Here is a 26061-nt window from a genome sequence, read left to right on the forward strand (position 1 = left end):
TGTCCCCCGGGCGATCGGGGGCCGCGATGGCACTAGTGGGACATGAGCCTCGATCGCCGTCACCTCCTCGCCGGTGCCGCCGCAGCCGTTCTCGCCTCCGTGGGGGCGGGACGGCCACCGGGAATCCGGGACCGGCGGCGCGCCGCCGATTTCGGGGCGCTCGCCCGGGACCTCGACGGACAGCTGGTCCTCCCCGGGCAACGGGACTACGCCGAGGCCCGCCGGCTCTTCCAGCCTCGCTACGACACGATCGCACCCGGCGCCGTCGCCTACCCCGCGCACGCCCGTGACGTCGCGACCTGCGTGGCCTTCGCCCGCCGCGCGGCGGTGGCCATCGTGCCCCGCGGCGGCGGGCACAGCTACGCCGGCTACTCGACCGGCGCCGGCCTGGTCGTCGACGTCGGCGCCATGGCGGCCGTCGAGACCGGGACCGGGGAGGTCCGGATCGGCGCCGGGGCGCGGCTCGGCGACGTGAACGCGCGGCTGGCGGAGCGGGGCGTGGCCGTGCCCACCGGGCTGTGCCCCTCCGTCGGGATCGCGGGGCTCGCGCTCGGCGGCGGCCTCGGCGTCTCCAGCCGGGCCTTCGGGACGACCAGCGACCAGCTCACCGGGGTCCGGATCGTCACCCCCGACGCGGTCGTGCGCGAGGTGGACGCGCGGAGCGACCCGGACCTCTTCTGGGCGCTGCGCGGGGGCGGCGGCGGGAACTTCGGGGTGGTCACCGAATTCCGGCTGCGCACCCGTCCGGTCGGGGACTGCGGCTTCGCGGAACTGCACTGGCCTTGGTCCGACTCCGGCGCGCTGCTGCGCGGTTGGCAGCGGTGGCTCGGTTCGCTGGCGGACCCCTTCTGGAGCCAGGTCGAGTTCGTGGTCGAGCCCGGTGCGGCGCCGGGGCCGGTAGCGGTGCGGGTGCTCTGCCTCGACGGCCGCCGCGCGCTGGAGGAGCAGCTCACCCGGCTGGCGGACGCGGTCGGGATCCGGCCCGGCGACAGCCACGTGGAGGTGCGGACCTACGGCGACACCATGCGGACGCTGTCCGGCTGCCGGGAGGAGTCGGCGGCCGGGTGCCATCTGCCCGGGCGGCTGCCGGGGCACGATCCGCAGGGGCGCCTCGGCCGGGACGACTACGCGGCCCGCTCGGACTTCTGGCCCGCGGCGGGCCTGCCCGTGGACGCGGTCGCGGCCGTGCTGGACGGCGTACGGCGCTACGCCTCGGCGGTGCCCCCGGGCGGGATCGGCGTGGTGCAGTTCGACGGAGTGTGCGGGGGCGCGGTGGGCCGGGTGGACCCGGCGGCGACCGCTTTCGTCCACCGGGACGCAGGATTCCTCGCCCAGTACCTCGCGTACTGGCCCGCAGGGTCCTCTCCCACCGACATCGGGCGCCACCAGGCCTGGTTGGACGGGCTCTGGCAGCGGCTGCGGCCGTGGGCGAGCGGGCGCGCGTACCAGAACTACACGGATCCGAAGCTGAACAACTGGGGCGAGGCGTACTACGGCGGCAACCTCGCTCGTTTGAAGGAGGTCAAGCATGCCTACGACCCCAGCCGTCTCTTCGACTTCCCCCAGGGGGTCTAGTGCCTGAGCCGTCCGGTCAACAGCGGGAAGAGGAGTTCAGCATGCGGTGTGGTGCGATGCTGCGTCGGACGCTCGTCGTGGTGGCCGCGGCCTCCGTGGTGGTGGGCATCGGGCAGGTGCCCGCCGGGGCCGGCTCCGCCGGGACCCGGGCGCCGGGCGGCGGCCACTGGACCGCCCGGGACGCGCAGGCCTTCTGGACCACGGACCGGATGGCCTCCGCCGCGGTCATGGGCGGCGACCCGGGCGTCCCGGCGGCGGCCGGGCCCGGTGACGGGCAGGACTTCGACGGGGTGCCGGTGGTCGGCCGGATGTTCGTGATGAAGGACGGCGGGGCGTACTTCTGCACCGCCAGCGTGGTCGCCTCCCCGCACAAGGACCTGGTGCTCGGGGCGGCGCACTGCCTGCTGGGCGCCGACACCCGGCAGGTCGCGTTCGTACCGCACTACACGGCCAAGACCCCCCGCCCGTACGGGATGTTCCCCGTGCTGAAGGTGTGGGTCGACCAGCGCTACCAGCAGCAGGGGCCCGACCTCGCGGCCACGCTCGACGTGGCCTTCGCCCGGGTCGGACCGAACAGCCAGGGCACCGAGGTCGAGGACGCGGTCGGCGGGAACCGACTGGTCACGGGCGACGGGTACGAGCACGACGAGGTGCGGCTGATCGGCTATCCGGCCTCGGCGGCCCGGCCACGGCTGTGCGTCAACCGGACGACCCGGTTCACCAGTACCGATCCGGCCAGCCCCGGATCGTTCCTGCGGATCGACTGCACCGGCTACCCCGGCGGGACCAGCGGCGGCCCGTTCCTGAAGAACTTCGACCGGTTCACCAACACCGGTGACGTCATCGGGGTCATCGGGGGCTGGAAGACGGGCGGTCCCGGCCCGGACACCTCGTACAGCTCCTACTTCGGTACGGACGTCAGGAACCTGTACCAGACGGCGGTCGACGCGGCGCGATGAGCCCGTGGGGGCGCCGGGTGCGCCGCGGGTTCCCCACGGTCCGCGGGGTCTGCGGCGCGCCCGGCGCGATCACGCTGTCCGCCGGGGGCAGTTCGAGCCGCCGGCGCAGGTCGGCGAGGGCCGCGTGCACGGGCGCGAGGATGACCTCGGCCCGCGGGTGGACGTTCGCCAGCGCGTGCGCGGTGGTCTCGATGGTCTCCGCCGCGTCCTCGGCCGCGGTCCGGCTCCAGCCGCCGAGGAAGGCCGCGTCGTACAGGTGACAGGCCGCGTCGGCGGCCGCGTCGGCCCGCTCGCCGACCCCGGGCGCCGCGACGGAGGGCAGTTCCACGCCAGTTTCCATACCGGTCCCAACGAGGCTCCCCCGCACGGGGGAACGCGCGGGGAGCCGCGGGGCGCACACGGAAATCCGGTGGCCCGGGCGTACGGAGGTGTGGTGGTGTGTGGCCGTTCTGCGGGGTGACAAAGGCGGAAGGGGCGGGATGACGGAGCGGTTGCCGTTCGGGGACGGGTTGCGGGACCGGTTGGGGCCACCGGGGCGGGTGGAACGGCTGGAGAGCAGCCCGCGTTCGCGGGTGTGGCGGGTCGAACTGGCCGATGGGCCGGCCGTCCTCAAGCAGCTCGTCGCCGGGCCCGGCGCGCAGGACCGGTACGTGCGGGAGGTCACCGCCCTGCGGCTGGCCGGCCGGCGGGCCGCCGGGCCCGTGGCGCCCGTGCTGCTCGCCGCCGATCCGGCCGAGCGGGTGCTCGTACTGGAACACCTGGAGCACCGGCGGCCCGGGCCCGAGTGGATCGTGGAGTACGCGGCGGCGCTGGCCCGGCTGCACGCCTGCGGGGCCGCGCTGTCCGGAGCGGAGGCGGCGGGGCTGCCGCGGTGGCGGGGGCCGGGCGAGTCGGACGTCGCGTCGTTCCTCATCCTGGCCGGGGAGTTGGGGGCCGAGGTACCGGCCGGGGCGCGGGCGCAGCTGGCGGCCCTGGTGGAGCGGCTCGGCGCGGCCCCGGTGGACTCGCTGCTGCACGGGGACCCGTGTCCCGGCAACGACCTGCACACCCCGGCGGGGATCCGGTTCGTCGACTTCGAACAGGCCGCGGTGGGCAGCGGGCTGGCCGAACTGGCCTACCTGCGGATCGGGTTCCCCTCCTGCTCCTGGGTGACGGCCGCGGCCGCACCGCTGCTGGCCCGCGCCGAGGCCGCCTACCGTGCGGTGTGGCGGGAGGAGCGGGGCGAGGACCTCCCCGACGGCCTCGCCGACGCCTGCGCGGGCTGGTTGCTGCGCGGGGACGCGCTGGTGCCGCGGGCCCGGCGGGAGGCGGGGGACCACCTGGCCCGGGTGGCGCGCGAGGACTGGACCTGGGGCACGGCCACCGCCCGCCAGCGGCTGGCCCACCGCCTCGACGTGGTCACCGCCCTGGGCACGGACCACCCGCACCTGTCGGACCTGTCCCTGCTGGCGGCCCGCATGCGGGACGGCATCCGCACCCGCTGGCCGACCCTGCCCCCCGTCCCGTCGATCCGCCCGGATCAGTAGGGGTCCGCGCCGGACACCCCCTCCTCCACCTCACCCGGGACTGCGCACGCTAGCCGCACCGCGTGTTGGTCGCCCCGGCGCGGATCCTCTAAAGTCACCTTCGTCTTCTACACGCTTGTAGACGGCCAGGGGTCACCCGTGCGAACCAACCTCAGGGACGGGGCAATTGAGCACCATCGGCATAGGCCAGGCAGTCGTTCTCGGCATCGTCGAAGGAGTCACCGAATTCCTGCCGGTCTCCTCCACCGGCCATCTGAAGATCACCGAGGGCCTGATGGGGATTCCGGTGGACGACAAGGCCGTCGTCGCCTTCACCGCCGTGATCCAGGTGGGGGCCATCGCGGCGGTCCTCGTGTACTTCTTCAAGGACATCGTGCGGATCGTCTCCGCATGGGGACGGGGCCTGGCCCACCGCGAGGAGCGCCACCACCACGACTACAAGTTCGCCTGGTGGGTCATCTACGCCACGATCCCGATCGTCGTCGTCGGACTGGCCGCCAAGCCCCTGATCGAGGGACCGCTCGCCTCGCTGTGGGTGGTGGCCGGCTCCCTGATCGTCGGCAGCGGCCTGATGTGGGCCGCCGACCAGATGGGCCGACACCGGCGCGGCGAACAGGACACGCGCCTCAAGGACGCGATGCTCGTGGGCTCCTCGCAGATCCTCGCCCTGCTCTTCCCCGGCTTCTCCCGCTCCGGCGCCACCATGTCCACCGGCCTGATCCTCGACCTCGAACGCGTCGCCGCCACCCGCCTGTCCTTCTTCCTCGGCATCCCCGCCCTCACCGGCGCCGGCCTGTACGAACTCAAGGACGCGGTCGGCGCCGGCGTGGACCTCGCGCCGCTGGCCGTCGGCACCCTGGTGTCCTTCGTGGTCGCCTACGCCTCGATCGCCTGGCTGCTGAAGTTCGTCGCGAAGCACTCCTTCAACGCCTTCGTCATCTACCGGATCGCCATCGGCCTCCTGCTCTTCGGCCTGCTCGGCACCGGTGTGCTGAGCGCCTGACGGCCGTCCGTCGGGTCAGGCCGCCGCCCACTGGATCCACAGCGGGAGCAGCAGCAGCGCCGCGACCGAACTCTTGATCACCAGGGCCGCGGAGAGGTCCACGCCGACGTCGTAGCGCTGGGCGAAGATGAAGAGGTTCTGCGGGGTGGGCATCGCGGCGATCAGCACCAGGTACTTCAGCCAGTCCCCCGTGACGCCGAACAGGCCGCCGCAGACGCCCCAGGCGAGCAGCGGGAAGGCCAGGCACTTGAAGGCGATCAGCGCGATCTCCTCGCGGGTCGTGCCCCGGACGTCGAGGCCGAGACCGCCGAGGTGGAGGCCGAGGGCGAAGAGCGCGACCGGCGAGGCGCTGTCGCCGACGAAGGCGAAGCCGTCGAGCACCACCTTCGGGACGGGCAGCGCGAGCAGGTTGAGGAGGATGCCCGCGTTGCAGGCGAGCACGAGCGGCGTGGTCAGCGAGGCGACTACGGCCCGGGCCAGCCGGACGGGCCGCGAGGTCCCGCCGCCGGCCGCGCCGCCCTCCACCTCGTCGTCGGCGCGGCCGAGCTCCATGACGGAGATGACGACGAGGGACAGCACGCAGACCTGGAACAGCAGCACCGGGAAGATCGGCGCCGCGTCGCCGAACACGGTGATGAAGACGGGCACCGCGAAGTAGGCGGTGTTGACCTGGACGCCCGCCATGATCCGCAGGGCCACTCCGCGCGGCTCCCGCACCCCCCGGGCCCGGGCGGCGAGACCGACCAGCAGGACGGCGAGCGCGGCGGTGGCCGCGTAGCCCGACAGCGCGCGCCAGTTGAACAGGGCGCCGAGGTCGCTCGCGTAGATGTTGCCGAAGAGGTAGCAGGGGACGGCGAAGAGGAAGGCGTAGTCCGCGAAGGCCTTGGACGCCTCGGCGGGTACGACCTTGCGCTTGGCGAGCACCGCCCCGCAGCCGAAGGCCAGCAGGACCGGCAGCAGTTTCTCCAACGTGGCCACCGAACCCATGCCCCGACCCCTGACGCTCGCGCTGTCCCCGGTGACGTCGTCCCCCGGCGCCACCGAGACCCTATCCCCACGCAAGATCCACCCGGCACGGCCGGGCCACGGCACCGGACGCCGGACGCCGGGCACCCCCTACGCTGGACGGATCATGCGAAGCGAAGAGACGTCCGGTCCCCCGCTCGGGCTGACCGCGGTGCTGCGGACCCCGGCCAGAGCCGCGGAGCCGTTGTTCGCGCAGGCCCCGAAGCGGTGGCAGCGCCGGCTGCCCTACGCGGTCGTCGCGGTCGCCGTGCTCACCCTGCTGCCCGTGACCATCACCGTCCTCACCAACGACTACAAGGCGGGGGGCGGCTGGGCGGGCGCGCTGGGCGTGGCGCAGACCGTGCCGCTGCTGCTCGCGGTGACCCGGCCGCTGGCCGCGTGGGCGCTGGTGCTCACGGCCGACACCGTGGGCGCCCTCGTATTGGTCCACGCCGACCGGATCGCCGGGCAGACCTGGCCGTGGACGCCCATGGTGATCGTCGGCTATCTGCTCCTGATGGCCTGCCTGGGGCTGCGCGAGTCGATCCGGACCCTGATCGGGGTGTGGCTGGCGACCGGGGCGGTCGGGGTGCTGCTCGATCTCCTCCCGCCGGACGGGGTGACGAACACGCACGCGCTCCTGTTCGTGCTGGCCGGCGTCATGCTGGTGGTGACCGGGGCGCTGCGCGGGGTGGGCGACGCGCAGCGGCGGGTCGCCGAGCAGGAGAGCATCAGCGAAGCCGAGCGCGCCGGGCGCACCCTGTTGGAGGAGCGGGCCAGGATCGCCCGTGAGCTGCACGACGTGGTGGCCCATCACATGTCGGTGATCACCGTGCAGGCGGACTCCGCGCCGTACCGGCTGCCGGACATGTCCGAGGAGGTGCGCCAGGAGTTCACCGCGATCGCGGCGAGCGCCCGGGAGTCGCTGGGCGAGATGCGGCGGCTGCTGCTGGTGCTCCGGGGCGACGGGGTGGACGGCGAGCGGGCTCCGCAACCGGGGCTCGCGCGGGTGCAACAGCTGGTGGAGGCGACCGTACGGGCGGGTCTGCCGGTGGAGCTGTCGATGACGGCGCAGGCAGCGCTGGCGGCCGAGGCCGTGCCCGCGGTGGACCTGTCGGCGTACCGGATCGTGCAGGAGGCGCTGGCCAATGTGGTGCGGCACGCGCCGGGCGCGACGACCCGGGTGTCGGTGCGCCACGACGCGGGCGCCGCGGACGAGGTGCTGGTGCTCGTGGTCAACGGGCGGGCCCGCAGCGCGCCGGTGCGGTTGGAGGGGCCGGGCACCGGTCACGGTCTGATCGGCATGCGCGAGCGCGTACGGTTGACGGGCGGGACGCTGGACACCGGTCCGCTGCCCGACGGCGGCTTCCGGGTCGCCGCCCGCCTGCCGTTGCACCCCGCTGCCGAGGACGCCAGTTGACCATCCGCGTGATCATCGTCGACGACCAGGCCATGGTGCGGGCGGGGTTCGCCGCACTGCTGTCGGCGCAGGCCGACATCGACGTCGTGGGCGAGGCTCCCGACGGCCGGCGCGGCATCGAGGTGGCGCGGGCCGTGCACCCCGACGTGGTGCTGATGGACGTACGGATGCCGGAGATGGACGGGTTGACGGCGGCGCGCGCCCTGCTCGGACCGGCGCCCGGTGTGGTGCACCGGCCGAAGGTGCTGATGCTGACCACCTTCGACATCGACGACTACGTGTACGAGGCGCTGCGCGCCGGCGCCTCCGGCTTCCTGCTCAAGGACGCGCCCCCGGCCGACCTGATCGCGGCGGTCCGGGTGGTCGCCTCGGGCGAGGCCCTGCTGGCGCCGTCGGTGACCCGGCGGCTGATCGCGGACTTCGTGCAGCAGCGGCCCGCGCCCCGCAAGGATCCGGCGCTCCGGCTGAACGGGCTGACCCCGCGGGAGACCGAGGTGCTGGAGCTGATCGCGCGCGGGCTGTCGAACCAGGAGATCGCCGGGCACCTGGTGTTGGCCGAGCAGACGGTCAAGACGCACATCGGCCGGGTCCTGGGCAAGTTGGACCTGCGGGACCGGGCGCAGGCCGTCATCTTCGCCTACGAGGCCGGGCTGGTGCGGCCGGGCGACGGCGCCTGAGGCCCCGCCCCGTCGCGCGCGGGGTCAGGGGTGCGGGACGGCGTCGTCGGGGAGGCCGGCGAGGACGATCGCGACGGCCCCCGCCGCGTCGTCCACGTCCTGGAGCCGACCGTCGGTGAAGCGGATCCGGTAGCCGCCGCCCTTGACCGGCATGGTCCGCGGCAGGTCGTGGCAGATCGGTGGCGCGGCCCTGCGGCTGAAGGTGAGCCACTGCATGCTCCGCCCAGGCGACAGGACCCGCAACCTCGGCTCCGCGAAGGCGGCCCGCAGGAGATCCGACATCGCGGTGTCGCCCCGCTGTGCGGCGGAGCCGCGCAGGGAGCGCCAGCGCGCCGGCACCGCGTCGCCCCGCTCGTAGGCCTCGGCCGGCTCCCAGGTCCGCAGGAAGGGCCACTGCGCGACGAGTTCCCGCAGGCGGTGTCCCCGCATCCAGGAGTGCAGCGCCCCGATGACCTCGGACAGCTCCTCGGTCCGGCCGGTGGCCATGCTGACGTCGGCGGCCGTGCAATGAACGGAGAAGGAGCGGTCGCCGAGGCTCATGCTGACCTGCGCCGAGCGGTCGTCGGCCGTCACCTGTGCGGCCACGACGCGCCAGCCCGGGGCGGACGTCAGCTCGACCGCGAGCGGCAGGCCCGCCTGATCGGCCGCTTCCTGAAGGGCGCCCCGCAGCGAACCGGACGCGAGGACCTCGGGATAGTGCGACAGGTACGCGGGGATCGGACCCTGCGGCGGAGGCTCTGCGGGCGGTGTGTCGGACATGCCGTCAAGTCTGCCAGGGGCGGTGCCGGTGCCGGTGCCGGTGCCCACCGGCGCCGGGGCGAAGGGACCGTCCGGGGCCGCCCGGCCCTCAGACGGTCCAGACGGCGCCCCCGGACGGCGTATCGGGCCGCGTCGGCCGGCGCCGCGGTCGCGTGCGGCTCGCCGAGGCGGGTGGCATCGTCGAAGCTCAGGTGGGCGCGGACCAGGAACGGGCGGCCCGGTCTGCCCTGGAGGCGGTCGAGTGCACTCGACACGAGGGCCGGGTCGTCGGGCGGGCCGCTGGCCAGGCCCCCGGTGTCGTCACCGGCGACTCCGCCCGGGTAGATCCCGAAGAGTGAGCCGTCATGCGCTGTCAGCTTCACGCGTTCGATCCCTTTCGGTTCGGCGTTGCAGAGGGTGCGGAGGGTGCGGAGGGTGTGGAAGGCGTGGAGGTCGTCGCCGTATCGGTCGGCCACGTCAGCGAGCCGGTACGGAGGTCATCGATGACCGAGGCCGCCCCTGCCGTCTCGGCGCGAGCGAGGCACAACGCGTATTCGGCTTCGATGACGTACAGGCGGGGCACGCCGGCCGCCAGGGCCTCCGCGAGGCGATCCTCATCGGCGGCCGTGCGCTGCTGGAGGCGTCGCACACGCTCGGCCGGGGCTTCCACCGCGCCGTCCGTCCCCAGGGCGCCGAGATAGGTGACCGCGCCCAGGAACTGCGAGAACTCGCGCTGCGGGTCGCGGATCTGGGAGTCGAGCCGTCGTACGAGTTCGTCGCGCCCCTCCTCCGTGACTATCAGGCGGTCTCCTCCACCCCCTACCCAGGTATGACAGCGCACTTGGCTCCCTGGTGCGATGTCCGGTTCGGCACCTTCTTCCTACCTTCCTCCTCGACACGAGGAGAGGAGAAGGGGCATGCGCCGCTTCGGGAGGACGCTGGTCACCGCCGTACTGACGGCGGCCGTCATCACGGGGACCGCCGGCTGGGCGTCCGCCGACGCACAGCCGGCGGTCACCGGCCCGCTCCCCGGGACCGCGGCCTGGCTGGCGGTGCCGGGGCTGCCCGATCCGACCACGGCCGCACCGGGCGCGGTGGCCCGCTTCTTCGCCGCGCTGCCCCCGGAGGAGGCGCACGCCCTGGTGCGCCTGCACCCGCTGGTCGTCGGCAATCTGGACGGCGTGCCCCTGGCCCTGCGGTACCAGGCGAACCGGATCTCGATCCTGGCCTCCGGTGACGGCCGGTACCTCTCGCTCGCCGGGTCCGAGCGGCGGATCCTCGCCTTCGACCCGCGCGGGCGCGGGCAGGTCGTCGAGGTCTTCGGGGACCTGGCGCACGCGGAGCACGTGGCCGTGGTCGTGCCGGGTTCCGACAACGACGCGCGGACGCACGACCGTGCGCGCAAGGCGTACAGCGGCCCCGCCGGGATGGCCCGCGCCCTGCGCGCCGCCAGCGGCGACACCACCGCCGTGGTGGCCTGGACGGGCTACACCACCCCCGTCGGGGTGGGGTTCGACGCCGCCCGCGTCCGGCTCGCGGAGGCCGGCGCGACCCGCTTGACCCGCTTCCTCGCGGGCCTCGACGCCGTCGGTGCGCCGCAGCCGGCGCTGTTCTGCCACAGCTACGGCTCGGTGGTCTGCGGGCTGGCCGCCCGCCACGCGGACGCGCGGGACATCGTGGTGCTCGGCTCCCCCGGCATGCACGCGGAGCGCGCGGCCGCGCTGGGGACCCGGGCCCGGGTGTGGGCCGCGAAGGGCCCCTCCGACTGGATCGACGACGTGCCGAACGTCGAGTTCGCCGGGCTCGGGCACGGCGCCGACCCGACGTCGGCCGCCTTCGGCGCCCGGCGGGTCCCGGCCGCCGACGCGGAAGGCCACACCGGCTACTTCGTCCCCGGGACGCAGTCCCTGGCGGCCTTCGCCGCGATCACGACGGGAGCGGCCCGATGAGCGCCGCGATCACGACGGGAGCGACCCGCACCGGCCCGTCCCTCGGGGGGCTGCGCCGCCTCGCCCGGCGCATCGACCGGGACACCCCGGCCCACCGGGACCGCGCGATCGACGCGCTGCGCGCGATCGCGCTGCTGGCCGTCCCCGCCGGGCACTGGATGCTGGGCGGTTTCACCCTGGACGACGCGGGCGCGCTGCACAACGCGAGCCCGCTGTCCTCCTTCGCCGCGCTCGCGCCCGCCAGTTGGGTGCTCCAGATGCTCGGCATCTTCTTCCTGGTCGGCGGGTACGCCTCGGTGCTGTCCTACCGCCGCCGCACGGGCTCGGCGGGGGCGTGGCTGCGGGGCCGGATCGCCCGGCTGGGCCGCCCGGTGCTCGGCGTCACCGCCGTGTGGGCCGTGCTCGCGCCGCTGCTGTACGCGGCGGGGGTGCCGGTGACGACCCTGCGGACCGGGGCGACGCTGGTGGTCCAACCCCTGTGGTTCGTGGGGGTGTACGCGGTGGTGACCGCCCTCACCCCGTACTGCGTGGGCGCGGCTCGGCGGCTCGGCGGCTGGGCGGCGGCGCCGCTGCTCGCTTCGGTCGCCGTGGTGGACTTCCTGCGCTACGGGCCGTACGCGGACGCCGTGCCGTCCTGGGTGGCCCTGGTGAACGTCCTGCCGGGCTGGCTGTTCGCCTATCAGCTCGGCGTCTCCTGGGGCGAGGGCCGGATCGGGCGGCGCGGCGCGGCGCTGCTGTGCGCGGGCGGCACGGCGCTGTTCGCGGTCCTGCTGCTGCTCTTCCACTACCCGGCATCCATGGTCGGCGTGCCGGGCGCGGCCCGCACCAACTCGCACCCGCCGTCGCTGCTGGTCCTGGCGCTGGCCGCGGCCCAGTCCGGGGCGGCGATCCTGGTCCGCGACCGGCTCGCGCGGTGGCTGGCGCGGCCGGCCCTGTGGGCTCCGGTGGTCGTCGTCAACCTGTCCGCGATGACCGTCCTGTGCTGGCACCAGAGCGCGATGCTGGCCGCGGCCGTGCCCGCCGCCGCCCTGGGCGGGCTCCCCGGGCTGACGACGGCGCCGGACACGGCGCTGTGGATCGTGCAGCGGCTCGCCTGGCTGCCGGTGTTCGCGACGCTGCTCGTGCTCATCGCCCGGTACGCACGGCGCTTCGAGGCCCCGTGGGCCCGGTCGACGGCCGCGCGGCGCACGGCGGCGGGCCTGCTGTCGGCCGGCTTCGCCGTCTTCGCCCTGGGCCTGGCCTAGGGCGTCCCTTCGGGGCGGCGCGGTGGTGGTGTCAGGAGATCGAGGCCGCCACGATGGCCGCGACCGCGAGGTTGCAGGAGGCGGTGACCCAGACTGCCGGGTGCGGCTGCGGGTCGACCACGATCGCGCCGAGCTTGCCGGGGGTGAAGAGGTCCAGGACCAGGAAGGCCAGCCCCATCAGGACCAGGCCGAGCACGCCGAAGGCGGCGGTGTTCAGCAGCCCCTTGCCGAAGTCGTCGTAGGTGGTCCAGATCGAGGTGAACACGATCCCGCCGACGCCGAGCAGTGCCGAGCTGAGCTGCAGGGCCGCGTTGCGGTTGCGCTCCTCCCAGATCTGCTTGCGGAGCGCACCGGGGGTCAGCACGTCCACCAGGACGATGCCGAGGATCAGCAGCACCAGGCCGAGGGCGCCGAAGGCGCTGGTGCGGCCGAGTCCGTTGATGATGTCGCTCATTGAGGGGCCTGTCTCCGCGTGGGTGGAAAGGGGGTGCGAGGAGCCGCGTGGGGAAGGGAAAACCTATCGCACGGCCGTCCCGGCCGGGGATGGGGAGGCACGGATGGTTCGGGAAGCGGTGCGGGTGCGGGTACGGGCCGCCCGGCCGGACGAGGCGGCGGCGCTCGGCGCGCTGGCGCTGCGGTCGAAGGCGCACTGGGGGTACGACGAGGAGTTCCTGGCCTCCTGCGCACCGGAGTTGGCGATCCGGGCCGAGGAGGTCGGGGCGCGCCGGGTCGTGGTCGCCGAGGCGTCGGGGTCCCGCCCGGAGCTGCTCGGCGTCGCCACGCTCGAAGGGCGCCCGCCCGTGGCCGAACTGGGGCTGCTCTTCGTGGAACCGTCGGCCATCGGCCGCGGGGTGGGCCGGCGGCTGTACCGGGACGCGGTGCGCCGGGCCCGCGAGCTGGGCTGCCGGACGCTGGTGATCGACGCCGACCCGCACGCCGCCGGGTTCTACCGGGCGATGGGGGCCCGGCCGCCGGCCGGTGGCGCACCGGTGGCGGGGCTGGTGCGCTTCGAGGTGCGGCTCGGCGGGGCCGCGCCGTGGGTGGCGGCCTGGACCGGGGACCGGCCCGCCGTGCACCTCGGCAACGTGGCCGAGTACAACGCGCAGTTCGGTGACGCCTCCCTGGACCGCGAGCAGCTCGCCGCGCACCACTACGCCGCTCTCGCCGCCTTCTACGGTCCCCGCCCCGCCGCGCTGGTCCTGCCCCGGCCGGTGCCCGCCTGGTGGGTGGAGCAGGTCGCGCGGCAACTGGACTGGCCGCGGGTGGAGGTCCACGACGCGCTGGCGCCCGACCGCCGCTCGCTGTCGGCCGCCGTGGGGGCGCGGCCCGCGCTCGCCGCCCGGCTGACCGGATCGGGGGCGGTGCTGGTGCCGTGGGGGCAGAGCCCGGACTTCGCGCGGCTGGCCGGGGGCGGGCCGTGGCGCCCCGAGGTGCTGCGGTACGAATCGAAGGCGGCCTCGCACGCGTTGTTCACCAAGATCGTGCGGGCGGGGGGTCACCCGGACGTGCTGGTCCCCCGGCAGTGGCGGGCCCGGGGCCGGTGGGCCGCGGCCCGCCTGGTGGCGGCGCGGACCCGGGCCGGCCTCGCCACCGTGCTCAAGTCGGAGCACGGGGTGGGTGGTTCGGACACGCGGGTGCTCACGCCGGAGCGCGTGCGCGCGGCGGGCGGGGCGCTGGCGGCGCTGCGCGGGCTGCCGCGCGGACCGCTGCTCGTCGAGGAGTACGCGCACGACCCGGACACGGCGGTGCGCGACCTGACGTACGACGCGTTCGTGGACGCCGCGGGCCGCGTCCATCCGGTGGGCGCGGCGGTGATGGACGTGGTGGACACCGGCTACCGCGGGGCCACGGTCGGGCCGGGAGTGGTCCCCGAGGCGGCGCGGGAGGCGCTGTCGGCCTTCGGCGGGGCGGTGGGGCGCGAGCTGGCCGCTGCGGGATACCGGGGCTGGTTCGACGTGGACTTCGTGGGCGCCGGGCAGGGACGCCTCGCGCCGACCGAGACGAACCTGCGGCTGACGGGACCTTCCGCGGCCTTCGTCGTCAAGGCCCGGCTCGACGAACTGCGCGGCGGGGACCACCTGGTACGGATCATGGACCGGGTCGAGCTGGGCGCCCGGCTGCCCGAGGCCATGGCCGGGGAGCTGTGTGCCGCGCTGGCCCGCGGCTGCGCGGACCTCGACGCCGTCCTCGTCCCGGCCATCCCGACCGCTGCCTTCGACCCGGCGCCCTGGCTGGGGGTCCTGGTGGCCGCGCACACCCGGGAGGCGGTGGACGCGGCCGAGGCACTGGTGCGCGCCCGGGCGGCGGCCGTGGGAGCGATGTTCGGGGAGGCCGCTCAGGACTAGGGGGTGTCTGACGGATGTGCGTGGTGGAGGAGCGGTGTCCGGTGCGTGCTCTCGGCGCGGCGACCGGGAGCCCGCGTACTGGACGTACTCGGGCTTTCGGTCGGTGCGGCGAGAGCGCGTGCCGGGCGCCGCGACGCCGCGGACATCCGTCAGACACCCCCTAGGCGGAGCCCTCCGTACGGGGGCGGCGGACGGCGTAGAGGGCGACGATCCCGGCGGCGATCATCAGCGGCACGTTGAAGGCGTAGACGAGGGCGGCCTGGCGGGGCCAGTCCTGCTTGGCGGCCAGCCGGTACAGGTTGTCCTGGGGCCACCAGGACACCAGCAGGTAGGTGATCGCCAGGTGCGCGGCCGTCCCGAGGGCGCGGCCCCGCCCCTGGCCGAGCGTGCGGCGGCGGCCCGCGAGCAGGAACACCACGCCGAAGCCGAAGGACAGCCATTCGAAGACGTACAGGGCGAAGAACAGGTTCGCGTAGCCGCCGGGGACCACGCTGAGGTCGGTCGAGCCGGGCCAGAGGATCCCGGTCAGGGACGCGGCGATCAGGGCGAGGGGCAGGGCCGAGCAGCCGACCGCGCACGAGGGGGACACCTCGCCGCCGGCAGCGCCGTACTTGCCCGAGCCGCGGGCGGCCCGCGCGGCGCCCGGTGCCACCGGCAGCGGGAGGGCCCCGCGGTCCTCGCGGCCCGAGCGGTCGCGGGGCAGGGTACGCAGCCGGACCACCGTGCGGGGTATCTCCTCCGCGGGCAGCGCGTCGGCGAGGTGGCGGCCCACGGCCCCGGCGTCCGGCAGCTCCGCGTCGGCGGAGGCTTCGGGGGAGGCTTCGGTGGAGTCGCCGCCGGAGGCGTCGGCGAAGACGTGGGCCGGCGGGGCGACGTACGCGACGAGACGGCTGCGCACGGAGCCGTGGCGCTTCTCGCCGGGCTTCTGGCCGGGTGCCGCGTCGAGCGCCCCGTCGGGCACCTCCCGCACCAGCGCCCCGCCGATCTGTGGATGGCCGCGCAGGAGGGACTCGATCCGGTAGGTGTCCAGGGTCCGGCGGCCGATCACCACCCGGTCCCGCTGCCGGCCGGCGAATTCCAGCAGCCCGTCCTCGCGCACGCGGGCGAGGTCCCCGGTGGCGACGGCCCCGCCACCGTCCGGCGGGGTGAGCCGGACCTCGCCGCCCACCAGCTCCACCCGGCAGCCGGGAAAGGGGACGCCGAGCAGGCTGATTCCCTCGGGCCGGGCCACCGGGTGCGCCAGCATGGGGAGCTCGAACCACGTGCCGACCCCCGCGGTCTCGGCCGGGCCGTACACATTGAGCAGCCGGGCGCCCGGGCGCAACAGGGCGTGCAGGGAGGTCTGTTCATCGAGGTAGAGCCGGTCTCCGGTGACCGTGACCAGGCGGACCGACCAGGTGTCGGGGTCGGGCGCGCGGCCCGGGTCGCGCGCACCGTCCCCGGCGGTGAACAACCGGTGCGCCGACCCGGGGTCGGTGTGGACGACGGTGACCCGCTCGTCGCGGATCAGCCGGCGCAGCTCCTCCCGGCTCGCGGCCGAGCGGTCCGGCAGCACCAGGGCTCCGCCGGAACACAGCGCCCGGGCCCAACCGGTGGCGAATCCGGTGAGGTCGGGGCGGGCGGTGATCAGGTGCCGGTCCTCGGGGGTGAACCCGGCGACCTCGGCCCAGCCGTCGTGGGCGGCGAGCAGCCGGGCGTGGTCGATCCGCACCGCGCGCGCCCGCGCACCCCCGGTCAGGACGAAGGCGGCCGGGTCGCCGCCGGCGGGGTCACCCGCCCCGGCCGTCTCCACCGGCCGAGCGGCGATCTGCGGAGCCTCGGTGTCGAGACAGATGGCGCGCCGGCCGCTCCCCTCGTCGAGGAAGGCCAGCTGCGCGCGGCGCGTGAGCAGGAGGAAGGGCGGGGCCTGCGCCAGCTGGCGCCGCGCCGTAGCGGGCTCGTCCGGATCGAGGAGGACGTAGGCGCCGCCCGCCTTGAGCACGGCGAGCAGCGCGCTCACGGCCTCCGGCCGGTCCGGGGTGGCGATGGCCACGGCGCCCCCGGGCTCCAGGCCGGCGGCGAGCAGATGGCCCGCCAGGCGGCTGGAACCGCGGTCCAACTCCCCGTAGTCGAGGACGGCCGCGCCGCTGACGACGGCGGGCGCCCCGGGGGCCTCCCCCGCCCATCGACGGAACCGGTGGAGCACGCTGACGGCGGGATCCGGATTCATGTGCCGATGATGCCACCGGGCACCGACGGCCCACGGGGGTACGGAACAACGGCTCTCCACCGATCATTGACCTCAAGTTTGGTTGAGGTCCTAGAGTTCCTCGCATGTCTATGGAAATGACCGCCTGGTCCTCGCTGCACAACGCGCTCAACGCCCAGCAGGAGCGCCGGGTCCCCACCCGCGAGAGCCTGCGGCGGGTCGTCGCCTTCGCCCGGCCGCACCGTCGCGGGCTGCTGCTATTCCTGGTGCTGAGCGTCGTCACGGCACTGCTCGCGGTGGCCACCCCGGTGCTCGCCAGCCGGGTCGTCGAGGCCATCGTCGGCGGCCGGGAGAGCGGTACGGTCACCCGGCTCGCCCTGCTCATCGCCGCCATCGCGGTGGTGGAGGCGGCCCTCGGCCTGTTCACCCGGAAGCTGTCGGCCACCCTGGGCGAGGGGCTGATCCTCGACCTGCGCACGGCGGTCTTCGACCACGTGCAACGGATGCCGGTCGCCTTCTTCACCCGGACGAGGACCGGGGCCCTGGTCAGCCGCCTCAACAACGACGTCATCGGCGCGCAGCGGGCGTTCAGCAACACCCTCTCCGGGGTGGTCGGCAACACCGTGACCCTGCTGCTGACCCTGGCCGTCATGCTGAGCATCTCCTGGCAGATCACCCTGCTCGCGCTGGTGTTGCTGCCGCTCTTCGTGATCCCGGCGCGGCGTACGGGCGCCCGCATGGCGCGGATGCAGCGCGAGGCCGCCACCCTGAACGCCTCGATGGGCACCCAGATGACGGAGCGGTTCTCCGCACCCGGGGCGACCCTGGTCAAGCTCTTCGGGCGGCCCGCCGACGAGTCGGCCGAGTTCGCGGCCCGGGCGGCCCGGGTGCGCGACATCGGGATCCGTACCGCGGTCGCCCAGTCCGCCTTCATCACCGCCCTCACCCTGGTCTCGGCGCTCGCGCTGGCCCTGGTCTACGGGCTCGGCGGGTACTACGCGCTGCGCGGCACCCTGAACGCCGGTTCCGTGGTGGCGCTGGCCCTGCTGCTGACCCGGCTGTACGCGCCGCTGACCGCGCTCGCCGGGGCGCGGGTCGAGGTGATGAGCGCGCTGGTCAGCTTCGAGCGGGTCTTCGAGATCCTCGACCTCGAACCGCTGATCGCCGAGAAGCCGGACGCCCGGGAGGTGCCGCAGGGCCCGGTGACGGTGGAGTTCGACGGGGTCTCCTTCGGCTACCCGTCCGCCGACAAGGTCTCGCTCGCCTCGCTGGAGGAGGTGGCGACCCTGGACACCCGGGGCGGCACCCAGGTGCTGCACGAGGTCTCGTTCCGCGCCGAGGCGGGCCGGATGATCGCCCTGGTGGGCTCGTCCGGCGCCGGGAAGTCCACCATCGCGCAGCTGCTGCCGCGGCTGTACGACGCCGACGCGGGCGCGGTCCGGCTGAACGGGGTCGACGTGCGCGACCTGAGCGCCGACTCGATCCGCGACACCCTCGGCATGGTCACCCAGGACGGGCACCTCTTCCACGAGTCGGTGCGGGCGAACCTGCTGCTGGCCCGGCCGCAGGCCACCGAGGAGGAGATCTGGGAGGCGCTGCGCCGCTCCCGGCTGGATGGGCTGGTCGCCTCGCTGCCGGACGGACTGGACACGGTGGTCGGTGAGCGCGGCTACCGGCTCTCCGGCGGCGAACGCCAACGCCTGACCATCGCACGGCTGTTGCTGGCCCGCCAGCGGGTGGTGATCCTCGACGAGGCCACGGCGCACCTGGACTCGACCTCCGAGGCGGCCGTGCAGGAGGCCCTGGGCGAGGCGCTCGCGGGGCGGACGGCCGTGGTGATCGCGCACCGGTTGTCGACCGTCCAGGCGGCGGACCAGATCCTGGTCGTCGAGGAGGGCCGGATCGTGGAACGCGGCACCCATGCCGAGCTGTTGGCCGTGGGCGGGCGGTACGAGGAGCTGTACCGGACCCAGTTCGCCGCGGCGGCCAGCGACGCGGGCGAGCCGGCCAAGGGGTCCTGACACCGCGGGCCGCCCCCGGGAATCCGGCCCGCGCGCCGAGGCCGGGCTCTCGGGCCGGGCCCCGGCGTCACCCCTCGGTCGGCAACCCCGCCGCCACGAGCAGCTGTTCTTCCGCGGGGCCGCCGATCAGGCCCACGGGCGGTTCGTCCAGCCAGGCGTTCGGCGAGAGCCACCACGTCGCGGCGCCCCAGGGGTCGTGGTCCGCGTCCAGCAGGCGGTTCACCTCGCGGACCACGGCGACGGGCTGCCCGTCGGCGGCGAACTGGAAGACCGGCAGCCGGACCGAGCCGCCCGCCGCGCGCAGCCGGATGAGGCCCGGCGCGTAGGGGTCGCAGCCGCCCTCCAGTGCCTCCGCGTCGCCGATGGCCGGCTCGGCGAGCAGCCGGTCGCGCAGTTCGCCCAGTACCGGACCGACCATGCGGTGCCCGTCGAGGACGAGGACGGCCAGGTCGTCCGCGATGAAGCCGCGGTGCCCGGCGCTCGAAGCGGAGGCGGCCGGGGCCAGTCGGCTCTCGCCGGGGAAGCGGTCCGGCAGCTGCTCACCCAGCAGCCGGGCGGCCAGCAGGGCGGCGCGTTCCGCCACTTCGCCACTGGCCAGGCGCAACGAGGCCAGGAGCAGCGCGAGTTGGCGTAACGCCACGGGTGCCATGCGGGGATGGAGGTCGTCCCACTCGGCAGCGGCGACGGCCAGCCGCGTATAGGGGTTCGTCACGTGGGCATCCGTTCACTGATCGTTGGTCGCGGACCGGAGCGGGGGGAGTCACCGGGTCGCGCGGTCGGACGGTCGGCGGTCCGCCGCGCTTCCTTCACGGGCCGGGCCCCACGGTCGGGCGGCACGGCGAGCACCTTGGCGGAAGGATCGCACCGCACGCGCACCCGGACAAGGCGCACGCCCGCGGGGTCCGGCGCGGTGGCCGGGAACGGTTGTTCGGCCGGGAAGAGCCGGGGCCCGGGCCCGCCGACCGGCCCCCGGACCGAGCCCGGTCGGCGGGCCCGGGCCCGTCGGATCCCCCGCGGCTCAGGTCTCGCGCGGGTGCGGTCGGGCCCGCAGGGACTGGCCGTGCCGGACGCCTTCCAGGAAGGCGGCCTCGTAGGCCCGGTCGCCCAGGGCGCCGCGCGCGGTGCGCTCGTACTCCTCGCGCACGGCCTTGAGCTCGGGCGTGCCGCGCTGCGGGTGGCCGACCGCCTGCCAGTAGGCGTGGCCGGTGCCGTAGGCCCGGGCGGCGCCGAGGCCGTCGCCCTGGGCCGCGCGGGCGGCGGCGAGCAGGTCCAGGCCGAGCGCGGTGCCGAAGCTGTCGCCCAGTTCGCGTTTGCTCTCCAGCATCGCGCGGGCGTGCGCGGCCGATGCGTCCGGACGGCTCTCCAGCAGGCAGATCAGGGAGAGTTGGTAGTCGGCGTAGGCCCGGGTCCAGTACTCCTCCCGCGCGGCGCAACCGGAGCGCAGCACTTCCGCCTCGGCGCGGGCATCGGTGAACAGGCCCATGCCGGTGAGGGCGAAGACGCGTACGAGGTGGCAGCGCAAGCGGGCCGGGGAGTCGAAGGGGGTGCCGGGGGCCGCGCCGAGGGCGTTCTCGGCGACGATGCGGGCGGCGAGCGGCCGGCCGTCCAGGAGGTGGCTCAGACCCAGCAGGTACGCGGCGTCCAGGGCGAGGCGCGGATCGCCGTCCGGCTCCCCCTCCGGGGCGCCGTGGAATTCGCCCGGCGCCATGGCCAGGGCCTCGCAGCCGACGGCGAGTTGGTGCGCGGCCTCCTTCTCCCCCTGGAGCAGCAGGGTGACCCCGAGGGCCCACAGGGCGCGCACCCGCACCGCGCGGCTGACCACTTCGGGGCGCGCGGCGGCCAGGGCGCGCTCCAGATAGGCGCGGGCGGCGTGCAGGTACCCGCAGCAGGCCCAGAAGAAGCCGACCCGACCCGCCAGGTCGAGGGCCCGGGCCGGCTCGGCGACCAGGGAGTAGTCCAGGGCCGCGCAGACGTCCCCGTGCGCCGCGCCGACCCGCCGGTAGCCGGCGCGCTGGCCGGGTCCGAGCCAGTCCCGCTCGGCCCGGCGCACCAGGTCGAGGAAGTGCACGGCGTGCCGGGTCCGCAGCACGTCCTGTTCGCCGACCTCCTCCAGCCACATCGCGCCGTACTCGCGGATCGTGTCGAGCATCCGGTACGAGCCGTCGCCGCCGCGCCGTACGACGGACTTGGCGACCAGTGCCGCCAGCAGCGGTGGTACGTCCGCCTCGGTGAGCGGTGCGGCGGAGCAGACGGCGCGGGCCGCCGACTCGTCGAAGGGCCCGCCGAAGACGGACAGCCGCAGCCAGAGCAGTCGTTCGCGCGGCTCGCACCACTCGTGGCTCCAGCCGATGGCCGTGCGCAGCGCGCGGTGGCGCGGCGGCTGGACGGGGCGGCCGGTGGCCAGGGCGCCGATCCGACGGGCGAGTCGGTCGGCGAGTTCCTCGACGGTGTGGTCGGTGAGCTGGGCCGCGGCGAGCTCCAGCGCGAGGGGGACCCCCTGGAGGCGCACGCAGATGGACCGGGCGGCGGCGAGCCGTTCCTCGGACCAAGGAGTGGCGGCGGTGCGGGGCGCGGCCTCGGCGGCCCGGGCCAGGAAGAGGGCGAGCGCGTCCTCGGCCCCCGCGGCGTAGGGGAGCGGGCCGATCTCCATGACGTGTTCCGCGGGCAGCCCGAGCGGCTGACGACTGGTGAGCAGCAGCACGAAGTGCGGTGCGGCGGCGAGGAACTCGCGGGCGAGGGTGCGTACGGCGGGCACCAGGTGTTCGCAGCAGTCGAGCACGAGCAGCAGGCGGCGCTCGCCGATCCACTCGCCGACGGCGTCGACGAGGGAGCGGGAGGTGTGGTCGGCGAGGCCGAGCGCGTCGGCGACGGCGTCGGCGAGCAGCAGCGCGTCGGCGACGGGGGACAGATCGGCCCAGTGGACCCCGTCGGGGAAGTCCCCCGCCCCGCCGTCGCCCCGCGCCCCGCCGGCGTCCACCACGGCGGCGGGCGACGGGCCGGGTGGGGCGGCGGGACGGACGGAACGCCGGCGTCCGCGCCGGGCGCCGGCGGGCGCGTCCGCGGCCCCACCGGCGGCCCGCCCGGTACGGCGCGTCAGGACCTGCCGGGCCAGGCGGCTCTTGCCGACGCCGCCCGGTCCGGTCAGGGTCACCAACCGGTGGACCCCCAAGGCGCGTTCGAGCGCGGCCAGTTCACTGTGTCGTCCGACGAAGGAAGCGGGCCCGCCCTCGGGCCGATCGGCTTGTGCCAGCACGGGGAACAGTGTGGCCCACCCCGGGACCCGGCGGGACCGCGAACGACCGGGCGGCCGTGCGGTCCCCCGGGCCCGGCGCCGTCGCGGGGCCGGGGGCGACCGTCAGGCGGCCCGGCCCGGCGAGGGCTGCGGGTGGACCGCGGCCCAGGCGGACCGGCAGTTGACGGTCCGTCCGTTGGTCTCGCAGTGCGTGTGGTAGAGCGTGCCGTCCTCCGTCAGCGCCTTGATCTTCAGGTCGTTGCCGTTGATGGCCAGGGACACCGCACACACGTTCGCCGGGTAACCGGTGACCGGCGCCACCGTCAGATCCGTCCACGCGAAGTCGCCCCAGGCACCCGTCTCGTCCCGGCCGCGCCGACCGAGGTAGGTCTTGGCGTCCTTGAGCACGAGGGCGAACTCCTCGGAGTTGTTGGGCATCTGGGAGTCCACCGCGCGGCACGGCCCCATGGGCCCCGTGATCCCCTGCGGGCCCACCGGACCCAGCGGGCCCACCGGTCCGCGGGCCCCGGGCGGCCCCTGGAGCCCGGGCGGACCGGCCAGACCCTGCGGCCCGCCGGCGCCGGGGAAGCCCGGCAGCCCCTGGCGACCCGGGGGTCCCGCGGGACCGGCCGGGCCCTGCTGACCCTGCGGCCCGGCCGGGCCGCCGTCGCCGGGGCGCCCGGGATCGCCCTTCGGCCCCTGGTCGCCCTTGCGTCCGAGCGCGCCCGCGGCGCCCGCGAGACCGGCCGCGCCGGTGGCTCCCGTCGCACCGCCGGCACCGCCGGCGCCCTTGGGGCCCGCGAGACCCGGGGCCCCCTTGTCCCCCCGATCACCCTTGGGACCCTTGGCACCTTGCGGACCCTGAGGGCCCTGGGGACCCATCGGGCCCGGGCAGTGCCGGTCGGTGCCGGGCGCGGCCGCGGCGCTGCGGGGGTGCTTGGCGCACGTGGCCGCCGCGGCCGGGTCGGCGGCCGAGACCGCCGCCGGGGCGGTGCCGGCGGCGGACGCCCGCACCGGTTCCGGGGCCACCTCCGCGGCCAGTGCGGGCGCCGTGAACCCCCCGAGCGCGACGGTCACCGGCAGCACGAGGCCACCGGCCAGGCGGGCCCTTCGTCCGGTTCTCGCTGTGGACTTCATGTGCGTACCCCTTCGCCGAACGGAACGATCATGTGCTTCGGCAGAAGCCAGGGGAGCATCTCCCGGGCGAGGGGACAATCAAGATCGAAAACGCGAATGTCGCCGCCGGATCAGCGAGTTGGGCCAACGACACGCGGTGCCGGTACGCCGATCAGCGGCGCGGACGGGCCGGAGCGGGGCCGTCCGCTCCCCCACGGCTCAGGGGGCGAGCACGTCCAGTTCCTCCAGCGCCCCGACGGCGATCTGCCGGGTCAGCGCCTCGGCGCGGGCCGCGTCCCGCTCCCGTACCGCCTCGGCCACCCGCACGTGCAGGGTGACGGCGGCCGGGTCGGGGTCGGGGAACATCACCGCGTGCTGGGTGCGCCCGGTCAGCACCTCGGCGACGACGTCGCCCAGCCGCGCGAACATCTCGTTCCCGGAGGCGTTCAGCACGATCCGGTGGAACGCGACGTCGTGGTGGAGGTAGCCGTCCAGCTGGTGTCCGCGCGAGGTGCGGACCATGCCGAGGGCCGCTTCGGTGAGCGCCGCGCACTGCTCGGGCGTGGCCCGCACGGCGGCGAGGCCCGCGGCCACGGGCTCGACCGCCGAGCGCAGCACGGTCAGCGACCGCAGCTGGCGGGGCCGGTCGGCGCCGGCGAGGCGCCAGCGGATCACCCGCGGGTCGTAGACGTTCCACTCCTCGGTCGGGCGGACGGTGACGCCGACGCGGCGGCGGGACTCCACCAGGGCCATGGCCTCCAGCACCCGGACCGCCTCGCGGACGACGGTGCGCGAGGCGCCGAACTCCCGGGCCACCTCCTCGGTGCGCAGGACGCTGCCCGGGGGGTGCTCACCCGCGGTGATGGCGAGGCCGAGGGCGTCGAGCACGTGTGCGTGGAGCCCCCGCGCGGGGCCGCCCTCGGTTGTCATGGCGCAAGCGTACGGGGTGCCCCGGGCCGTCCCGCGCCGCGACCAGGGGTTTCAAAAGATGTGATGTTTTACCGATGAACCCTTGAATAAGTACTACTTAATAGGCTTCAGTGGTGCCAGATGTCGATGAGGACATCGCCGAGAACAGCGAGGTACCCCCATGGGCTACGGAGTGAGCACCGCGCGCGTCATCGTGGTGATGGGCGTGGCCGGGACGGGCAAGACGACCGTGGGGCAGCTGCTCGCCGCCGCGCTCGCCCTGCCCTATGCGGAGGGCGATGCCTTCCACCCGGCGGCCAACGTCGCGAAGATGGCGTCCGGCGTCCCCCTGGACGACGCCGACCGGTGGCCGTGGCTCGACGCCATCGGCGAATGGGCCCGCTGCCGCGGCGACCGGGGCGGGGTGGTCTCCGCCTCCTCCCTCAAACGCGCCTACCGCGACCGGCTGCGCGCCGCCGCGCCCGGCGCCGTCTTCGTCCACCTCACCGGTGAACGACCGCTGATCGAAAGCAGGATGGCCGCGCGTACCGGGCACTTCATGCCGGCCACCCTGCTGGATTCGCAGTTCGCCACCCTCGAACCGCTCCAGGAGGACGAAGCGGGCGTCGCCGTCGACGTCTGCGGCTCCCCCGAGGAGATCACCGCGCGGGCGCTGGCCGCCCTGCGGTCGGTCCGTCCCGGCTCCCCCGCCCCCACCCGCCCCGAACACTAAGGAACCGTCACCGTGACCAGTCTCAGCGTCGAGACTCTGGCAGCGGCCGCCGCCCCGATCACCTCGGCGGGCAACGCACAGCTGGGCATCGCCGTCCTCGCGGGCATCGCCCTGATCGTCCTGCTCATCACCCGCCTCAAGATGCACGCCTTCCTGGCGCTGACCATCGGGTCGCTGACCCTCGGGGTCCTCGCGGGCGCCCCCCTCGACAAGACCATCACCAGCTTCACCGCAGGCCTCGGCTCCACCGTGGCGGGGGTCGGCGTACTGATCGCGCTCGGCGCGATCCTCGGCAAGCTGCTCGCCGACTCCGGGGGCGCGGACGAGATCGTCGACACCATCCTCGCCCGGGCCAAGGGCCGGGCGATGCCCTGGGCCATGGTGCTGATCGCCTCCGTGATCGGGCTTCCGCTCTTCTTCGAGGTCGGCATCGTGCTGCTGATCCCGGTGGTGCTGCTGGTGGCCAGGCGGGGCAACTACTCCCTGATGCGGATCGGCATCCCGGCGCTGGCCGGCCTCTCCGTGATGCACGGCCTGATCCCGCCGCACCCCGGCCCGCTGGTCGCGATCGACGCGCTGCACGCCAACCTCGGCGTCACGCTCGCTCTCGGGGTGCTCGTCGCGATCCCGACCGTGATCATCGCCGGCCCGTTGTTCTCCCGGTACGCCGCCCGGTGGGTGGACATCCAGGCCCCCGAGCCCCTGACGACCGGGCCGTCCGCCGCCCCCGTGGACCGGGAGCACCGTCCGCGGTTCGGCGCGACGGTGGCCACCGTGCTGCTGCCCGTGGCCCTGATGCTGGTGAAGGCGCTCGTCGACATCGTGGTCGACGACAAGACCGATGCCGTGCAGAAGGTCACCGACGTCATCGGCTCGCCGCTGATCGCCCTGCTCGCGGCCGTCATCGTGGGCATGTTCACCCTGGGCCGGGCGGCGGGCTTCACCCGGGCCCGACTGTCGGTGACCGTGGAGAAGTCGCTGGCACCGATCGCGGGCATCCTGCTCATCGTCGGCGCCGGCGGTGGCTTCAAGCAGACGCTCATCGACGCCGGCGTCGGTCAGATGATCCTGGACCTGTCGAAGAGCTGGTCGATCCCGACCCTGCTGCTGGCCTGGCTGATCGCCGTGGCCATCCGGTTGGCGACCGGCTCCGCGACGGTCGCGACGATCTCGGCGGCCGGTCTGGTCGCCCCCCTCGCCGCGGGGATGCCCACCACCCAGACCGCGCTGCTGGTCCTGGCCATCGGCGCCGGCTCGCTCTTCTTCAGCCACGTCAACGACGCCGGGTTCTGGCTGGTGAAGGAGTACTTCGGGATGAGCGTCGGCCAGACCGTCAAGACCTGGTCGGTGATGGAGACCATCATTTCCGTGGTCGGCCTGGGCTTCGTCCTGCTGCTGTCGCTGGTGCTCTGACCCGACCG

At 74.9% G+C, this 26061-nt stretch carries 22 protein-coding genes and 1 pseudogene; 12 read left to right on the forward strand and 11 right to left on the reverse strand.

Features of this window, described 5'->3' with window-relative positions; all coding sequences use genetic code 11:
* Window positions 1-42 precede the first annotated feature (42 nt).
* Window positions 43-1575 carry an FAD-binding oxidoreductase gene (locus ACIQWR_RS11220; protein WP_404006802.1) on the forward strand — a complete coding sequence of 511 codons (1533 nt, stop codon included), beginning with the start codon at window positions 43-45 and terminating at the stop codon, window positions 1573-1575.
* Window positions 1576-1631: 56 nt separating this feature from the next.
* A complete protein-coding gene (locus ACIQWR_RS11225; RefSeq protein ID WP_404006803.1) occupies window positions 1632-2534 on the forward strand; it encodes a hypothetical protein in 903 nt (300 codons plus the stop codon).
* Here the strand turns inward: ACIQWR_RS11225 and ACIQWR_RS11230 are convergent.
* Complete coding sequence (locus ACIQWR_RS11230) at window positions 2494-2862, reverse strand: hypothetical protein (protein WP_404006805.1); 369 nt, start codon at window positions 2860-2862, stop codon at window positions 2494-2496. The genes ACIQWR_RS11225 and ACIQWR_RS11230 overlap by 41 nt on opposite strands.
* A gap of 151 nt (window positions 2863-3013) precedes the next feature.
* Here ACIQWR_RS11230 and ACIQWR_RS11235 point away from each other — a divergent pair, with 151 nt between their 5' ends.
* Together ACIQWR_RS11235 and ACIQWR_RS11240 are read left to right on the forward strand one after the other, a co-directional pair.
* Complete coding sequence (locus tag ACIQWR_RS11235; protein ID WP_404006807.1) at window positions 3014-4060, forward strand: phosphotransferase family protein; 1047 nt, start codon at window positions 3014-3016, stop codon at window positions 4058-4060.
* Window positions 4061-4226: 166 nt separating this feature from the next.
* Window positions 4227-5063 (forward strand): undecaprenyl-diphosphate phosphatase, encoded by an 837-nt coding sequence (locus ACIQWR_RS11240; RefSeq protein WP_404006809.1) that lies wholly within the window; start codon window positions 4227-4229, stop codon window positions 5061-5063.
* Window positions 5064-5078: 15 nt separating this feature from the next.
* On the opposite strand, the gene ACIQWR_RS11245 is transcribed toward ACIQWR_RS11240, so the two are convergent.
* The gene (locus ACIQWR_RS11245) at window positions 5079-6050 is read right to left on the reverse strand and encodes an AEC family transporter (RefSeq protein ID WP_404006811.1); all 972 of its coding nucleotides are present in this window, start codon (window positions 6048-6050) and stop codon (window positions 5079-5081) included.
* Between the two features lie 145 nt (window positions 6051-6195).
* Here ACIQWR_RS11245 and ACIQWR_RS11250 point away from each other — a divergent pair, with 145 nt between their 5' ends.
* Both ACIQWR_RS11250 and ACIQWR_RS11255 read left to right on the forward strand, forming a co-directional pair.
* The gene (locus tag ACIQWR_RS11250) at window positions 6196-7488 is read left to right on the forward strand and encodes a sensor histidine kinase (protein WP_404006813.1); all 1293 of its coding nucleotides are present in this window, start codon (window positions 6196-6198) and stop codon (window positions 7486-7488) included.
* Window positions 7485-8165, forward strand: a complete 681-nt coding sequence (locus tag ACIQWR_RS11255) for a response regulator (protein WP_404006815.1) — start codon at window positions 7485-7487, stop codon at window positions 8163-8165. Before ACIQWR_RS11250 ends, ACIQWR_RS11255 begins: the two co-directional genes overlap by 4 nt.
* A gap of 24 nt (window positions 8166-8189) precedes the next feature.
* On the opposite strand, the gene ACIQWR_RS11260 is transcribed toward ACIQWR_RS11255, so the two are convergent.
* The 3 genes and pseudogenes from ACIQWR_RS11260 to ACIQWR_RS11270 form a co-directional block, all read right to left on the reverse strand.
* Window positions 8190-8924 carry a DUF6193 family natural product biosynthesis protein gene (locus ACIQWR_RS11260; protein WP_404006817.1) on the reverse strand — a complete coding sequence of 245 codons (735 nt, stop codon included), beginning with the start codon at window positions 8922-8924 and terminating at the stop codon, window positions 8190-8192.
* Between the two features lie 95 nt (window positions 8925-9019).
* Window positions 9020-9286 (reverse strand): annotated as a pseudogene (locus tag ACIQWR_RS11265) (hypothetical protein); the annotation flags it as partial.
* A complete protein-coding gene (locus ACIQWR_RS11270) occupies window positions 9283-9744 on the reverse strand; it encodes a hypothetical protein (protein WP_404006819.1) in 462 nt (153 codons plus the stop codon). The gene ACIQWR_RS11270 and the pseudogene ACIQWR_RS11265, both read right to left, overlap by 4 nt.
* 76 nt (window positions 9745-9820) lie before the next feature.
* Here ACIQWR_RS11270 and ACIQWR_RS11275 point away from each other — a divergent pair, with 76 nt between their 5' ends.
* Entirely contained in the window at window positions 9821-10852 is a 1032-nt protein-coding gene (locus ACIQWR_RS11275; RefSeq protein ID WP_404006821.1) for an alpha/beta hydrolase, read from the forward strand.
* The gene (locus tag ACIQWR_RS11280) at window positions 10849-12096 is read left to right on the forward strand and encodes an acyltransferase (RefSeq protein ID WP_404006823.1); all 1248 of its coding nucleotides are present in this window, start codon (window positions 10849-10851) and stop codon (window positions 12094-12096) included. The genes ACIQWR_RS11275 and ACIQWR_RS11280 overlap by 4 nt, the downstream gene beginning before the upstream one ends.
* Window positions 12097-12127: 31 nt before the next feature.
* Here ACIQWR_RS11280 and ACIQWR_RS11285 read toward each other — a convergent pair whose 3' ends face one another.
* The gene (locus tag ACIQWR_RS11285) at window positions 12128-12550 is read right to left on the reverse strand and encodes a DUF350 domain-containing protein (RefSeq protein ID WP_385783988.1); all 423 of its coding nucleotides are present in this window, start codon (window positions 12548-12550) and stop codon (window positions 12128-12130) included.
* Window positions 12551-12653: 103 nt separating this feature from the next.
* Here ACIQWR_RS11285 and ACIQWR_RS11290 point away from each other — a divergent pair, with 103 nt between their 5' ends.
* On the forward strand, window positions 12654-14441 hold the full coding sequence (locus tag ACIQWR_RS11290; RefSeq protein ID WP_404006825.1) for a GNAT family N-acetyltransferase: 1788 nt from the start codon (window positions 12654-12656) through the stop codon (window positions 14439-14441).
* 160 nt (window positions 14442-14601) lie between these two features.
* On the opposite strand, the gene ACIQWR_RS11295 is transcribed toward ACIQWR_RS11290, so the two are convergent.
* Window positions 14602-16650, reverse strand: a complete 2049-nt coding sequence (locus ACIQWR_RS11295) for an AMP-binding protein (RefSeq protein WP_404006828.1) — start codon at window positions 16648-16650, stop codon at window positions 14602-14604.
* A gap of 104 nt (window positions 16651-16754) precedes the next feature.
* Between ACIQWR_RS11295 and ACIQWR_RS11300 the strand changes: the two genes are divergently transcribed.
* Window positions 16755-18650 (forward strand): ABC transporter ATP-binding protein, encoded by a 1896-nt coding sequence (locus ACIQWR_RS11300; RefSeq protein WP_404006831.1) that lies wholly within the window; start codon window positions 16755-16757, stop codon window positions 18648-18650.
* Window positions 18651-18717: 67 nt separating this feature from the next.
* Here the strand turns inward: ACIQWR_RS11300 and ACIQWR_RS11305 are convergent, their stop codons facing one another.
* The 4 genes from ACIQWR_RS11305 to ACIQWR_RS11320 all read right to left on the reverse strand — a co-directional run bounded on the left by ACIQWR_RS11305 (window position 18718) and on the right by ACIQWR_RS11320 (window position 23928).
* Window positions 18718-19362, reverse strand: coding sequence for a hypothetical protein (locus tag ACIQWR_RS11305; protein WP_404006833.1), 645 nt, complete (start codon window positions 19360-19362; stop codon window positions 18718-18720).
* Between the two features lie 306 nt (window positions 19363-19668).
* Complete coding sequence (locus tag ACIQWR_RS11310) at window positions 19669-21903, reverse strand: ATP-binding protein (RefSeq protein WP_404006835.1); 2235 nt, start codon at window positions 21901-21903, stop codon at window positions 19669-19671.
* A gap of 102 nt (window positions 21904-22005) precedes the next feature.
* Entirely contained in the window at window positions 22006-23019 is a 1014-nt protein-coding gene (locus ACIQWR_RS11315) for a hypothetical protein (RefSeq protein ID WP_404006837.1), read from the reverse strand.
* 198 nt (window positions 23020-23217) lie between these two features.
* The gene (locus tag ACIQWR_RS11320; RefSeq protein WP_404006839.1) at window positions 23218-23928 is read right to left on the reverse strand and encodes a FadR/GntR family transcriptional regulator; all 711 of its coding nucleotides are present in this window, start codon (window positions 23926-23928) and stop codon (window positions 23218-23220) included.
* A gap of 172 nt (window positions 23929-24100) precedes the next feature.
* Between ACIQWR_RS11320 and ACIQWR_RS11325 the strand changes: the two genes are divergently transcribed.
* Both ACIQWR_RS11325 and ACIQWR_RS11330 read left to right on the forward strand, forming a co-directional pair.
* The gene (locus ACIQWR_RS11325) at window positions 24101-24640 is read left to right on the forward strand and encodes a gluconokinase (protein ID WP_404007487.1); all 540 of its coding nucleotides are present in this window, start codon (window positions 24101-24103) and stop codon (window positions 24638-24640) included.
* 12 nt (window positions 24641-24652) lie between these two features.
* Window positions 24653-26053 carry a gluconate:H+ symporter gene (locus ACIQWR_RS11330; RefSeq protein WP_404006841.1) on the forward strand — a complete coding sequence of 467 codons (1401 nt, stop codon included), beginning with the start codon at window positions 24653-24655 and terminating at the stop codon, window positions 26051-26053.
* The last annotated feature ends 8 nt before the right edge of the window (window positions 26054-26061 follow it).

The organism is Streptomyces sp. NPDC098789, assembly GCF_044759975.1.
Classification (GTDB): Bacteria; Actinomycetota; Actinomycetes; order Streptomycetales; family Streptomycetaceae; genus Streptomyces.